16 protein-coding genes are annotated in these 12,681 nt (G+C 36.9%); 1 reads left to right on the forward strand and 15 read right to left on the reverse strand.

Features of this window, described 5'->3' with window-relative positions; translation table 11 throughout:
- Positions 1-189: 189 nt before the first annotated feature.
- From K5Q14_RS04875 to gmk, 5 genes are all read right to left on the reverse strand, one after another.
- Entirely contained in the window at positions 190-558 is a 369-nt protein-coding gene (locus K5Q14_RS04875) for a hypothetical protein (protein ID WP_220734713.1), read from the reverse strand.
- A 10-nt stretch (positions 559-568) separates the two neighbouring features.
- On the reverse strand, positions 569-949 hold the full coding sequence (locus K5Q14_RS04880) for a CvfD/Ygs/GSP13 family RNA-binding post-transcriptional regulator (protein ID WP_220734714.1): 381 nt from the start codon (positions 947-949) through the stop codon (positions 569-571).
- Between the two features lie 41 nt (positions 950-990).
- Entirely contained in the window at positions 991-1,500 is a 510-nt protein-coding gene (locus K5Q14_RS04885; protein WP_220734715.1) for a peptidylprolyl isomerase, read from the reverse strand.
- Between the two features lie 103 nt (positions 1,501-1,603).
- Complete coding sequence (rpoZ, locus tag K5Q14_RS04890) at positions 1,604-1,816, reverse strand: DNA-directed RNA polymerase subunit omega (RefSeq protein WP_220734716.1); 213 nt, start codon at positions 1,814-1,816, stop codon at positions 1,604-1,606.
- An 11-nt stretch (positions 1,817-1,827) separates the two neighbouring features.
- Positions 1,828-2,424: a guanylate kinase gene (gene gmk, locus K5Q14_RS04895; protein WP_220734830.1), complete on the reverse strand. Its 597-nt coding sequence runs from the start codon at positions 2,422-2,424 to the stop codon at positions 1,828-1,830.
- 255 nt (positions 2,425-2,679) lie between these two features.
- Here gmk and K5Q14_RS04900 point away from each other — a divergent pair, with 255 nt between their 5' ends.
- Complete coding sequence (locus K5Q14_RS04900) at positions 2,680-3,006, forward strand: hypothetical protein (protein WP_220734717.1); 327 nt, start codon at positions 2,680-2,682, stop codon at positions 3,004-3,006.
- An 83-nt stretch (positions 3,007-3,089) separates the two neighbouring features.
- Here K5Q14_RS04900 and K5Q14_RS04905 read toward each other — a convergent pair whose 3' ends face one another.
- The 10 genes from K5Q14_RS04905 to yidC all read right to left on the reverse strand — a co-directional run bounded on the left by K5Q14_RS04905 (position 3,090) and on the right by yidC (position 12,643).
- Positions 3,090-4,163, reverse strand: coding sequence for a metaphase chromosome protein 1 (locus tag K5Q14_RS04905; protein ID WP_220734718.1), 1,074 nt, complete (start codon positions 4,161-4,163; stop codon positions 3,090-3,092).
- Between the two features lie 47 nt (positions 4,164-4,210).
- A complete protein-coding gene (locus K5Q14_RS04910; RefSeq protein WP_220734719.1) occupies positions 4,211-4,561 on the reverse strand; it encodes a hypothetical protein in 351 nt (116 codons plus the stop codon).
- A gap of 222 nt (positions 4,562-4,783) precedes the next feature.
- Positions 4,784-5,368 carry a hypothetical protein gene (locus K5Q14_RS04915; protein WP_220734720.1) on the reverse strand — a complete coding sequence of 195 codons (585 nt, stop codon included), beginning with the start codon at positions 5,366-5,368 and terminating at the stop codon, positions 4,784-4,786.
- Positions 5,369-5,782 carry a DUF948 domain-containing protein gene (locus K5Q14_RS04920; protein WP_220734721.1) on the reverse strand — a complete coding sequence of 138 codons (414 nt, stop codon included), beginning with the start codon at positions 5,780-5,782 and terminating at the stop codon, positions 5,369-5,371.
- 105 nt (positions 5,783-5,887) lie between these two features.
- The gene (gene rny, locus K5Q14_RS04925; protein ID WP_220734722.1) at positions 5,888-7,444 is read right to left on the reverse strand and encodes a ribonuclease Y; all 1,557 of its coding nucleotides are present in this window, start codon (positions 7,442-7,444) and stop codon (positions 5,888-5,890) included.
- Between the two features lie 99 nt (positions 7,445-7,543).
- Complete coding sequence (gene smpB / locus K5Q14_RS04930; protein ID WP_220734723.1) at positions 7,544-8,008, reverse strand: SsrA-binding protein SmpB; 465 nt, start codon at positions 8,006-8,008, stop codon at positions 7,544-7,546.
- Between the two features lie 91 nt (positions 8,009-8,099).
- Positions 8,100-10,424 carry a ribonuclease R gene (gene rnr / locus K5Q14_RS04935; RefSeq protein ID WP_220734724.1) on the reverse strand — a complete coding sequence of 775 codons (2,325 nt, stop codon included), beginning with the start codon at positions 10,422-10,424 and terminating at the stop codon, positions 8,100-8,102.
- 73 nt (positions 10,425-10,497) lie between these two features.
- Positions 10,498-10,734, reverse strand: coding sequence for a preprotein translocase subunit SecG (gene secG / locus K5Q14_RS04940; protein ID WP_010388644.1), 237 nt, complete (start codon positions 10,732-10,734; stop codon positions 10,498-10,500).
- 147 nt (positions 10,735-10,881) lie between these two features.
- The gene (locus tag K5Q14_RS04945; protein WP_220734725.1) at positions 10,882-11,655 is read right to left on the reverse strand and encodes a TrmH family RNA methyltransferase; all 774 of its coding nucleotides are present in this window, start codon (positions 11,653-11,655) and stop codon (positions 10,882-10,884) included.
- Between the two features lie 70 nt (positions 11,656-11,725).
- The gene (yidC, locus tag K5Q14_RS04950) at positions 11,726-12,643 is read right to left on the reverse strand and encodes a membrane protein insertase YidC (protein WP_220734726.1); all 918 of its coding nucleotides are present in this window, start codon (positions 12,641-12,643) and stop codon (positions 11,726-11,728) included.
- Between the last annotated feature and the right edge of the window lie 38 nt (positions 12,644-12,681).

Raw genomic sequence — 12,681 nt, forward strand, 5'->3', positions numbered from 1 at the left:
TCAATGTGCTACACGCTATCTCTCTGAGACAACTATATTATCTTACCACGCTCATTCTCACTTGTCAACTACTTCTTGCAATTCTTTTTTAAAGCCTCACAATTTTCGTTCCCTTGCACTTCGTCTCGCGTATCAGACAACTATTATTACTATACGCTCTTTTTCTTCTTTGTCAATACTTTCTTTCCCTTATTCTTCAAATCGTACAAACGCTCGCGTTTGCACGCTTTCCAACAAGCCATGTAACTCGTTAGCTGGTATAAACATGAGTTTATTATTAAGTGTTTTTTCTATAAGATCCATGTCAGATACCTCAAAAGCGTATAAAGACATCAGCGTATTGTCGTTTTTGACACTTGTTAACTCTCCTAAGCGCCATTGATCAAAGTTAATGGGTCCCAATGTTTTAAAGGCACGTAAAACCGCCCCTAGGGACGTATCGTGATTATGACGATGCATTTTTGCCGTAAAAAACTGATAAGTTTCACTGTTTTTTTCAACTAAAAAATATGGTAAATCATCTTTTACTGCAATTGCAGTTGCCGCAATAAGTGACATTATTTCTCCTTTACTTACTGATACGCTTCAACGCCTCTGTTACCCATTCGTCACGGTGACTTGCAATGGGATCAAACCCGTAATTAAGAAAATTATTAGTCCAAAAATGTTTTCGTAAACTTGTATTTTTTTTAAGTAAACCCTGCTTTAACATTATATCATCTTGACGCAAGGATAAACTAATTTTATTATTATACTGTTCAATATCTAAGACAGTCACCACAACTTCTTGCCCAATCTTTAGTTCATTTTTCAGTTCCCGAACAACACCTGATTTACACTCTGAAATATGTATTAAGCCTTGTACATGATCATCCAGCACAACAAATGCGCCATATGGCTTAATACCTGTAATATATCCGCTTATTTTTTGCCCAATATGATAATCCATAATTACATTCCTCAATACCATTATAACAAAAAAGCAGACATTTAGTCTGCAATCTCAATTGTTTCAATTGTCACATCTTCTCGAGGCTTGTCAGACATGTTAACACTTACCTGACCAATTTTGTCAACAACATCAAGGCCTTTAATAACCTGTCCAAAAACTGTGTGTTTACCATTCAGCCATGGCGTTTCTTTTGTTTGCACAATGAAAAATTGTGAGCCATTAGTATTAGGTCCAGCGTTAGCCATCGACAAAGCACCACGAACATTTAATAACTTATCTGAAAATTCATCTTCAAAGTTACCACCCCAAATACTTTGACCGCCCATACCTGTACCATCTGGATCGCCACCTTGAATCATGAAATCACGAATAACACGGTGGAAGATACCATTATCGTAGTACCCATTTTTAGCATGAGTCGTAAAATTTTCCACTGTTTTAGGTGCAATATCAGCAAATAGCTTAACTTGTATGTCACCTTGATTCGTTTTGAATATTGCTACCGGACCTGCATAGTTTTCCGCATCTTGTTGTGGATAATCTGTCATGTCTAAACTCCTTTTTATTTACTTCATAAGTCTAATATTAAAATAATTGTCTTTCAGCTAATTAAACCGATTATGCCGGCACTTTAAAATCGACAAGTTTAGTTTACACTTGATCTTCCATATCAGGGTCAATAATCACATCCCCATTTTCAATTTCTTCCAATGCTTGACCGACTGATTTATTAGAGTTAAATGTTTCTCTTGTAGCAGGTAAGCCAGCATCTAATTCTCGAGCGCGTTTGGCACCTAATGCAATTAATTTGTAACGTGAATCAACTTTTTCTAGCAATTTATCAACAGATGGATAAAGTAACATAAGTATTCTCCTTATAATGTTTTTTCAAAAACCCGTGCAACACGTAACCGTTCAGCAGTAATAATTGATTTAATACGTTCAACGGCGAACACAACTTGATCATTTTCTACAGCATAATCGTAATTAATCATTTGTTTCAATTCGTCACGTGCAGCTGTCACACGCTTTTCAATAACTTCTTGAGAATCAGTACCACGACCTACAAGCCTTTCGCGTAAGTTAGTCAAGTCAGGTGGCGTTAAGAAAATATAAACCCCCTCGGGCATTTTTGATTTCACCTGTAAAGCACCTTGCACATCAATTTCAAGAAAAACGTCACGTCCACTTGCTAACGTTTGGTCAATGAAACTTTTTGGTGTGCCGTAATAATTATTAACATACTGTGCGTATTCCAGCATGTCACCATTTGAAATTTTCTCTTCAAATGCCTCACGTGATACAAAAAAATAATCTTCACCATTCACTTCGCCTACTCTTGGTTGACGAGTTGTGGCTGAAATAGAGTATTGAAAATCAATGCCTTCTTCTTCAAAAATAGCTTTGCGCACTGTACCCTTACCAACGCCTGATGGGCCAGATAGCACAATTAATAAACCCCGCTGTGTCATCATTTTTCCTCTTTATGTACTAATGAGAGTATTATACCTATTTTTCACAACAGATACAATGGTAACATACAATTTCAGATAATTAAGAATATTTGTTCCCATGGACAACTATTGTGGTTATCAACAAAATCCACTGCTTTATCAACAACAAAATCGAACGACTCTTCAAGAAATAGTAAAGAGATTTTAAAAAATTTGCTTTTTTGAACGTTTGTTCGTATGATATAGATAACGAATCTCTTAAGGAGTAAACTGATGCAAAATTTTCTAACACAACATCCCATTGAATCTCATGTGCAGCAACTTATAACCCTAATTACAAAATTCTCAACACCTAAAAAACATGTTCCTTTAAAGCAACAACTCTCAGCTGATGAAATTATTGCTCGCTTAGAATTAGCACTAAATGCCAACTCACCAGCAACTATTCAAATTAATGATTCATTACTCAGTGAAGATGTATCTAATCTATTTGGTTATATTTACCAAAACAACCGAGGACAAATTTTAGTTCAATCACCCCAAACACATCAGATGACAAGCATACTACCAGGGACTATACGACATCTCTCAATTTTATAAATCTTAAAATAACGATTAAACAAAGGATACACTAAGGCTTTAAAACCCTCGTACATCCTTTTTAATTTTTTGTAATTATTCATTTATGCTAACTTTTCAAGTCTTTCAGATGACATTTGTGCCAACAATTTGTTTAATGCCGTGACGTCAATATAGCGATCAATATCAGATGTATCTGTCACTATTTTCCCTAGGCCTTGAATGGCCTTTTTTTGACTTAAAAAATTCAAATAAGATTTTACTTCGCCACCAATGCCATCTAAATTATCCCAAACTGGCACCCAATATGACATTAAATGTGACATAGCAAAGGTGTTTAATATGTCTGCATCCCATGAGTCATGAGTTACATTATATTCTTTTGCCATTCCTTCATGAAAAGCGTGCAGCATACCCATCACATTTTCACTAACAACGCCTTTTATAGAAGCCTCTTTAAATTGATTTAAACTTTTATTAGCATACAAGATTTCATCTGCTATCGCTGTTGATGATAACTCATTTAATTTAGACACGTTATTTCTCGTTTTTAGCGGCTTAATTTTTACCGCTAACCCCTTAAAGGTTTCAGCAATAATTACTAAATTAAAATCATCATTATTTTCATTTTCTGATAAAAATTTAAATTGCAGTTCATCTATTGCTTGCGATGTTTTCATCATTTGAGCAACATCTTTTCCCTGCCATTTGAAAAAATTAATTGCCATTACTGTTCTCATAATCATTCGCCAGAAATTAATATCAAATTTTGGTGCTTGTGCAACATAACGTGCGTTAACATTGCCTTCTTTTACAATAAATTGCTGCATATCATACGATACTGGTACTAGCAGAACAAAATAACGCCAATCCTTATCATCGCTATTAACCAATGCTGCTTGCATCACCTCATTTAAATTTACAACAGCGCGTTCATTACTGGTGAATTTTGTAAAATTTTGGTTTACCATCATAGCAATAACATCATCCAAAAAAAATGATGCCACTTCAAAAGTCTCTTGAGCATATTTATCGTTGTGCGTTAAGTAATAACGTGCGCGTAAAAAACCAGCAAATTCATTATAATTGAACTCTGGTAATTTATTTCTAGAAGTTAATTTTTGCTTCCGTTGTACTTGCTTCATTTTTTTAATTTGCGCTGTTTTACCTTGCTTCATAAGTTATAGGTGTACAAAATGCTGTACTTTTCCTTTCCAATTCTTTATTAAATACTCAAATCCAAGCTATACTTGCCATTGCCAAACTCATGTAACCGAAATTGAAACACTTGATTATCACGTTCTAAGTTAGCTGTTTTAACAGTTGCCTGTTGTTTTCCCTCTAATTCAGCAATCTCAATTGCACCATTTACTGATGACATAACAGAGGCAAATTCTTTGGTATCAGCTGATACATAAAACATTTCTGCGTTACCATAAGTTGCTGATTTGCGAACTAGATTTACAGATACCTTGTATCGATTTGCTTCAAATATGATATGATTAAAATTAAAATCGTGCGCGTAATGAAAAAGTGAAGATAAAAAAGCTGTTGCGTCAAACTTTTCTTTTGCCATAGTTACCGTGCGTTCTCTGAAGAACGTATTTCCTTTTAATTTAAATTTATTCTATATACCATTGTACCTATAAAAAAGCCTTGTTGCTAGCGCTTTATTAAAAATTGTATAGGTGTCTTAAAAATGGGTCATTCAAAAAATAGCATTATTATATTATCACTATAAAAGAGGTTCAAATTCGTTAGAAAAAATCTAACGAATTTGAACCTCTTAGTTTTTAAATCAATTTTTTACGTCATCAATCTTGTTGTTTACATCGTCAGCTACTTTATCAAGTTTTTCTTCGACAATATCGTTCGCGTCTTTAGCTGTCGCCGTGACTACTCCAGTTGCTGCTTGAGCTTCTTCTTTTGCCTCTTCGGATAAATCCTGTAAAGCTTCTTCCAAAGTTAAATCATCTTGCGTCAATTCAATATCTTCATTACTAAACTTTTCACGTAAATCATCTAACGAATTGTGCGCTTTATCAACATAAGTTGTTGCTATGTCTTTGGCTTTATCAACATAAGGTGACGCCTGATCAGTTAAATTTTTAACATGATCAGCAGCCATATCAAGTTGTTCTCCGTACTTACTTTGACCTTTTGATTTCAATTCAGAAGCTTTTTCTTTTGCCTTATCAGTAACATCCCCTGCTAAATCAGCTGTTGCATATGCTACGTCATAAGCTTTATCACGCAGGTGATCACCCGTTTGGCTTGCCTTTAATTTCAATTCATTTTGCTTATCTTTTGGTAAAGCCTTAAAAGCTGCAATAGCAGCGGCTCCTGCTAAAATTCCTGCTAAAAATCCTTTTACTTTTGACATTTACTTGTTCTCCTTTTTAGTTGATTTTTTGTTTTTATATCTACCCATGGCAGCTTTGGTTGCCTGTTTTGCAACAGCCGCAGCAACGCCACTGGCCCCAAAACTTGTTGCTGCTTTTGCAGTTGAAAATTTATTTGTAACATTTTGAATAGTTGCATTTAATTGCGAAACAGTCGTCGACATGTCTGCCACTGCCTGCACAGTTGGATCCAATGTCTTAACTTTACCATTGACATCATTTAGTAGCGTATTGGCATTGCCAAGAATTTCATTACTTGATCGCGCAATACTGTCGACATCTAATGTAATAATATCTAAAGATCTTGTCAGTTTAAGCAAGAAAAAACCAATGAACAATACTAACAATAAAAAGGCTACCGCAAAAATAATGAGCGCTAATTGTCCTGGTGCCATAAAATCCTCCTAATATTTAAACAGAAATTATTGAATTATATGAAAAAACAAATTTCATATAATTCAATTATAACAAAAAAAGTTACTCAACGAGTAACTTTTTGATTAATGCGCATAATCAGTTGCGCGTGTTTCACGAACAACTGTAATTTTAACATGACCAGGATATTCAAGTTTCTCTTCAACATCCGTTTTAATATCATGTGCTAAAACTGTTGCTTGTAAATCTGTTAATTTTGTTGGTTCAACAATAACCCGGACTTCACGACCAGCTTGAATAGCAAATGATGCTTCAACGCCTTCGTAATGATTTGCAATTGCTTCCAAATCTTTCAAACGCTGCACATAATTTTCAAGTGATTCGCTACGTGCACCTGGTCTTGCTGCACTAATTGCATCAGCAGCGGTTACCAATTCTGAAATTGGTGAGGTTGCTTCAACATCCCCATGATGCGATGCAATAGCATTGATAACTACCGGTTTTTCATTAAACTTCTCGGCCAAGCGAACGCCTAACTCTACATGCGAGCCTTCTACTTCAGCGTCAACTGCTTTGCCGATATCGTGTATTAATCCAGCGCGCTTCGCAAGCGCGACATCCATTTTAAGCTCTGCTGCCATCATTCCCGCAAGTTTTGCGACCTCGATTGAATGCTGTAGCACATTTTGACCATACGATGTTCTATAATTCATTCGGCCAATCATTTTAATCAAATCTGGATGAAGACCACGCAGTCCTAATTCAAAGACTGCTGCCTCCCCCTTTTCACGTATTGTTTCATCAATCTGTCGACGTGATTTCTCAACCATTTCCTCTATACGAGAAGGGTTGATACGACCATCTGCTACTAAGGCATCTAATGCCATTTTAGCGATTTCACGTCGAATAGGATCAAATCCACTCAAAACGACTGATTCAGGTGTATCATCAATAATCAAATCTATACCTGTCAATGATTCTAATGTACGAATATTGCGACCTTCACGGCCAATAATACGACCCTTCATGTCTTCACTTGGTAAATGAACAACAGATACAGTAATATCTGCTACTGCATCTGCTGCCGACCGTTGAATTGCTTGCACAATAATGTTTCGTGCCCGTTTTTCAGCTTCACTAGTTGCGTCTTCTTCCGATTCCTTAATTAGTGCTGCACGTTGGCGTACCAAACTTTGTTTCGTTTTGCTTAAAATTTGTTCTTTCGCATCAGCAGGCGTTAGTTGAGCAATATCTTCCAACTTATCCTTTTGATCCGTTACCAAATCATCTGCTAATTTATGTTTCTGATTAGCATCATCCAACCGTAATTGTACTTGGTTTTCTTTTTGAATCAATTGTACATCACGTTGATTCAAGGCCGCATCCTTTTTGTCGAGGTTCAAGACGCGGTCTTCAAGCCGTTGTTCCTGTTGCTGCAACTGTTTCTGACGATCTTTGAAATCAATGTCCACCTGATTACGGTAATCTTGGGCCAATTCTTTCGCGTCAGTTTTTGCTGCACGTGTTAAACTTTTAGCTTCATTGTTTGCTTGTTCAAGAATGTTACCTGCAATTTGTTTCGTTGAGGTGATTTGCTTTTTGTCCTGTGACAAATGTAAATAATAACCAACAGCGATACCAATTGCAATTGCGAAGAGCGCCGAAATGAGTGTCACTACCATGAGCTTCTTTCCTTTCAGCTTGTGAAATTTTAATACTTCACATATATTAAGTATATCTATAAAATGAGTTAAGGTCAAACAAAAAAAGCCGTTTGGCTCTTAATGTTTTAAACGTCTACCCAGCTCGCGCTCTTGGTCACGCTTTTTGATATCTTCACGTTTATCATATTTCTTTTTGCCACGTCCTACACCAATTAATACTTTAGCAAAACCATGTTTCAAATATACTTTTAACGGCACAATTGTTACTCCTGGTTCAGTTGCTGCTTTATTGAGTGTAGCAATTTCACGTTTATGCAATAATAGTTGCCGTGGACGTAACGGATCCACATTAAACTGGTTACCTTGTGTATAAGCTGCTATATTAACATTGGTCAGTATAGCATTACCATTATGAATTGTAATAAATCCATCACCAATCGTTATTTGACCAGCACGTACCGACTTTATTTCTGTTCCGGTAAGGGATATACCAGCCTCAAATGTTTCTTCAATAGCATAATTAAACCGTGCTTTTCGATTTTGAGCCAGATACTTGCCCACATTTTGTTTCGTTTTGGCCATGCTTTTTAACCCCCATGACTTAATTTAGCGTAACATTGTTACCCATGTTATGTCATAAATAATTCGCTAAGCGCCCACTAAACAACTTGTCTTAAAAATTACGCTTCGAATCACGTTTTTGTCCTTGTTTAGCATCTAATGGTCCACGTCTTTGCTTTGGTCCTTCTGATTTACCACGACGTTCATTTTTTCGACGTTCATCGCGATTACGACCAACACCAAATTTACCATTGGACTTTGAGGCAACACGAATTTCCGTTGTTGGGGCACTATCTATATCAATCAAGACAAAATCAACGGTTCTCTCTTCCTTGTTAACACGTAATACCTTAACCCGCACTTTTTGACCAATTTGGAAAATACGATGTTTTGACCGCCCAATCAAAGCAGCGTGCGACTCATCATATTCATAATGATCATCAGTTAAGTTAGAAATATGAACCAAACCTTCAACTGTATTATCTAAACTAATGAACAATCCAAATTTCAAGGCAGAATTAACAACACCATTAAAATCTAAGCCGACCTTGTCCAACATATATTCAGCTTTTTTAAGCGCATCAACATCTCGTTCAGTATCAACCGCACGACGTTCTCTTGTACTGGTATCCTCTCCAATTTTTGGTAATTTATCAGCATATTTTGCTTGTGACTCAACGCCATAACCATGTTTTTCGTACCACTTAATTAACCGATGAACAGTTAAATCAGGATACCGACGAATTGGAGATGTGAAATGTGTGTAATACTGTGCGCCTAGGCCAAAATGGCCAACAGGCTCTGAAGAATATTTGGCCTGTTTCATAGCACGTAACATCATTGTTGAAATCATCTGCTCAGCAGGATCACCAGCGACATCAGCCATCAATTTTTGCAACATGCTTGGTGTTACTTTACTTGGATCACCATAAACTGGATGACCTAATGCTTTTGAAAATTCAAAGAAAGACTTAGCACGTTCTTCATCTGGTGTTTCATGGATACGGTACAAAAATGGTACTTCTAATTTATCAAAATGCTCAGCAACTGTTTCATTAGCAGCTAACATAAAGGATTCAATCATGCGTTCTGCAGTACCACGTTCACGCAATTTAATGTCAATCGCTTTACCTTCAGCATCTACAATAATTTGCGCTTCTGGTGCATCAAATTCTATCGCACCACGTTCTTTGCGCATTTTATACAGAATATCATGCAGTTCACCCATGACTTTAAACATTGGTGTTAACTGTGCATATTCTTCTTGCACAAATACATCACCTTCTAAAATTTTATTAACTGCATCATATGTCATCCGTGCATGCGATTTCATTACTGATGTATGCAAGCGGTGATTCACTATACGTCCTTGCGGATTAATCTCCATTTCAGCAGACATTGCTAATCGAACAACGTTTGGATTTAACGAGGCAATACCGTTAGAAATATTACGTGGCAACATTGGTATGACCCTATCCGTTAAATAAACGGACGTGCCACGCGTATAAGCCTCATTATCTATGGTCGATCCTTCAGTGACATAGTGCGATACATCTGCAATATGAACACCCAAATGATAATTACCATTATCTAACTTCCAAGCAACCACTGCATCATCAATATCCTTTGTATCGGCCCCATCAATAGTCACAAGCGTTTGTTCAGTGATGTCTTCACGTCCCGCCCATTCAGTTTTAGGCACTTCTACAGGGATCTTGGCAGCATCATCTAACACTTCTTGTGGAAATTCACTTGGTACTTTTTTGGCATAGACAATTTGTAAAATATCCATTCCTGGTTCATCTTTATACCCAAGCGTCTCTGTTACATGTGCAACGAGTTCACGTGGATGAATTTTATCAGGAAATCTTGTCACTTCAGCCACTACAACTTGACCATCGTTTGGCGTCAAACCATTCGAATTAACTAGCACTTTAAAATTCATGGCCTTTTTATCACTGATTCTAAGCTCACCTATCATGCCTTTAGCTTCAGAACCTAGTGAAAATGTGCCCACAATACGCTCATAGGCATGCTCAATAATTTCTTCAATTTTACCTTCCGGCCCACGATCGGGTGATGGCGATGGTTTGATGATTGAAACAGACACTTTATCCCCTTGCATAGCTTGCAAAGTATTCTCGGGGTTAATAAAGAAGTCCGGTAGTTCAGCATCATATTTCACAAATCCAAAGCCCTTATCATTGGCGCGATAATCACCTAACGTGAAACCTGCATGCTCATTATGTTTATATTGCCCATTATCATCAAGGACATCGCCATCACGTACCAAAGCATTCAATGCATTAACAACTGCTTGATATTGACTGGCTGAGTTCATTCTTAGTCCGTCAGCCATATTTTGTGCTGTGAAATGCTGCAACTGATTAGCTTTCAAAAAGCCATTAATTTGAGATTTTAATTGTTCAATTTCCATTTATTTATTCTTTCTAAAATTTTCCAAAATAAAAAGTCAGTCTACAAAAAGAGCAAACTGACCATTATATTTTTTAATGTGCTGATAAATACATCAACGCAAAACCAATAATAAACCACAGTCCACCTAAAATAGCAGTTGAACGGCGCATTACAGCTTCAAATCCACGTGACTTACGTTCCGCGAACAGATCACCAGCCCCACCTGATAGTGCTGATAAAGCATCTTGTTGTTTACTTGGTTGCATCATAACTGTCACAATGAGCAAAAAGCCCACGACAATCAAAGCAACGGTGAGTGTTTGTTCCACAGTTATGCCCTCTACTCTAAATCTTTAAGTATTATTATAGCAAAAAAACGTATCTTTTGCATAAAAAAACTTTTGTTTGTAAGACAACCCACTGCACATGCATAGTGAGTATCTTAATTACTTTAACCTAACGTCTTATTATTAAGACTAATTACCAGCTGCTAAACTGAACATCAAGATGCCACCGGCAATAGCTACATTCAAACTCTCAGCTTGACCCTGAATTGGAATATATAAATTAGCTGTTGTTTTGGCAGCTAATTCATCTGACATACCTTGACCCTCATTGCCCACAATTAGAGCAAATTGTGTACTAGATTCAATGTCACGATATGAACGTGCCGCTTCGTTTAGTTGCGAACCATACACTGACAAATTATTAGCAGTTAAAGCATCTGTCCATTCAACCAAGTCGCCTGTCAAAACTTCTAAGTGAAATTGTGATCCTTGCATCGCACGAACAACTTTTGGTGAGTAAGCATCAGCTGTTCCTTCACCAAATACAACGCCTTTAAAACCGGCAGCATCTGCTGTACGCACTAAAGTGCCAACATTACCTGGGTCTTGAATTTTATCAAGTAACAACCAAGCACCATCATGTACATAACTTGGGTCGAATGTTTTGTCTGGCAATGAAATCTCTGCAAAAATGCCTTGCGGTGTATTTGTGCCAGCAATATGCTTAGCAACTTCTTCGCTAATTTCAAAAGCTGGGACACCATGTGGTACATCTGGTAAATGCGTTTGCATTTGTTCTTCTGTGGCCATAACAGCATGAAACTTAGCATTCGCCTTAACTGCTTCTTCAACTAAATGCCAACCATCTAACAAGTAAGTACGATTTTCTTGACGTCCTTTTTTAGTGGCCAATTTAGCCCAAGCTTTGACACGATTATTTTGATTTGATAAAATACGATCCATTTTTTAATTCTTCCTGTTCTATTATTTAGAACTGACAAAAGTACGTCAAATATTTTGACGTACCTAACTATTAACGATTTTGCTTTCCAGCATTACGTTGTTTCTTATTTTTGTTCTCGTTTGATTGCACTGTTCTTTGCTCACTATCAGTAGCTGTTACTGTACTCTTCGCTTTCGAACTTTCTTGCATTAAGTCATCAGCCGTTTTTTTGATTTTAAATTCACGTGCAACACGCTTTTCGAGACCTGGTCGCTGATAATGTTGTATTAGTGTTTGAATAAGCGCAAACAAACCACCGATTACAAAATAAAGGCCAATTGCGCCACTAGCAATCATAGCAAAAACAAAAATCATTATTGGACTAACAAACATCATCATTGCCGATGTTTTCTTTTGTTCTTCGGGCATATGTTGCATAGCTAACCATGCTTGAATGAGGTAAATAATACCAGCCGCAATAGCAAAAACAATTTGTGGCTTACCTAAATCAAACCCTAGAAATTGTGCACCTTTCAATGCTGGGGCATGCAAAATAGCAGAGTAAAGCCCGGAAAAAATAGGTAACTGCATAGCCATAGTTAAAAACGAAATACCACCAATAACACTGACATCATTTTCACGGTATAGTGACATCATGGCCATACTAGCTTGCTGCTGTTCTTGAGTTGTGCCCGCCTTACGTGTCAATGCCTGTAATTTGTCAATTTCAGGTTTTAGCGTTTGCATTTTAATTTGGTTAATTGTGGTATTAACTTGTTGATTCAAAAAGAAAGGTAATAATATCAAACGCAAAATAGCCGTGATGATAATGATTGCCCAGCCAATACCGTTGACCCCGCCAATGATATGTGCAATATCAGTCATACCATTAGCTAAAGGATGCCCAATCCAACGATACATTTTACTATGTTCGTCATAGCCACCAGTAATTAAGATGATATCTAATATTACAAAGGCTGCTGTTAGAACCCGCTTTAATTGTTTCATGAGTTTGTTTTTTCTCCTGGTTATTACAGAAGTCCATT

The sequence above is a fragment of the Leuconostoc inhae genome (assembly GCF_019656015.1).
GTDB classification, from domain to species: Bacteria; Bacillota; Bacilli; order Lactobacillales; family Lactobacillaceae; genus Leuconostoc; species Leuconostoc inhae_A.

What these genes read in the sequence shown, in the direction of transcription:
- K5Q14_RS04920 (WP_220734721.1), bottom strand. Translation starts at nt 5,782, where the DNA reads ATGGCACCAGGACAATTAGCGCTCATTATTTTTGCGGTAGCCTTTTTA.
- rny (WP_220734722.1), bottom strand. Translation starts at nt 7,444, where the DNA reads ATGGTAGTGACACTCATTTCGGCGCTCTTCGCAATTGCAATTGGTATC.
- yidC (WP_220734726.1), bottom strand. Translation starts at nt 12,643, where the DNA reads ATGAAACAATTAAAGCGGGTTCTAACAGCAGCCTTTGTAATATTAGAT.
- K5Q14_RS04875 (WP_220734713.1), bottom strand. Translation starts at nt 558, where the DNA reads ATGTCACTTATTGCGGCAACTGCAATTGCAGTAAAAGATGATTTACCA.
- K5Q14_RS04905 (WP_220734718.1), bottom strand. Translation starts at nt 4,163, where the DNA reads ATGAAGCAAGGTAAAACAGCGCAAATTAAAAAAATGAAGCAAGTACAA.
- K5Q14_RS04945 (WP_220734725.1), bottom strand. Translation starts at nt 11,655, where the DNA reads ATGGATCGTATTTTATCAAATCAAAATAATCGTGTCAAAGCTTGGGCT.
- K5Q14_RS04885 (WP_220734715.1), bottom strand. Translation starts at nt 1,500, where the DNA reads ATGACAGATTATCCACAACAAGATGCGGAAAACTATGCAGGTCCGGTA.
- K5Q14_RS04880 (WP_220734714.1), bottom strand. Translation starts at nt 949, where the DNA reads ATGGATTATCATATTGGGCAAAAAATAAGCGGATATATTACAGGTATT.
- rnr (WP_220734724.1), bottom strand. Translation starts at nt 10,424, where the DNA reads ATGGAAATTGAACAATTAAAATCTCAAATTAATGGCTTTTTGAAAGCT.
- K5Q14_RS04915 (WP_220734720.1), bottom strand. Translation starts at nt 5,368, where the DNA reads ATGTCAAAAGTAAAAGGATTTTTAGCAGGAATTTTAGCAGGAGCCGCT.
- K5Q14_RS04910 (WP_220734719.1), bottom strand. Translation starts at nt 4,561, where the DNA reads ATGGCAAAAGAAAAGTTTGACGCAACAGCTTTTTTATCTTCACTTTTT.
- smpB (WP_220734723.1), bottom strand. Translation starts at nt 8,008, where the DNA reads ATGGCCAAAACGAAACAAAATGTGGGCAAGTATCTGGCTCAAAATCGA.
- gmk (WP_220734830.1), bottom strand. Translation starts at nt 2,424, where the DNA reads ATGACACAGCGGGGTTTATTAATTGTGCTATCTGGCCCATCAGGCGTT.
- rpoZ (WP_220734716.1), bottom strand. Translation starts at nt 1,816, where the DNA reads ATGTTACTTTATCCATCTGTTGATAAATTGCTAGAAAAAGTTGATTCA.
- K5Q14_RS04900 (WP_220734717.1), top strand. Translation starts at nt 2,680, where the DNA reads ATGCAAAATTTTCTAACACAACATCCCATTGAATCTCATGTGCAGCAA.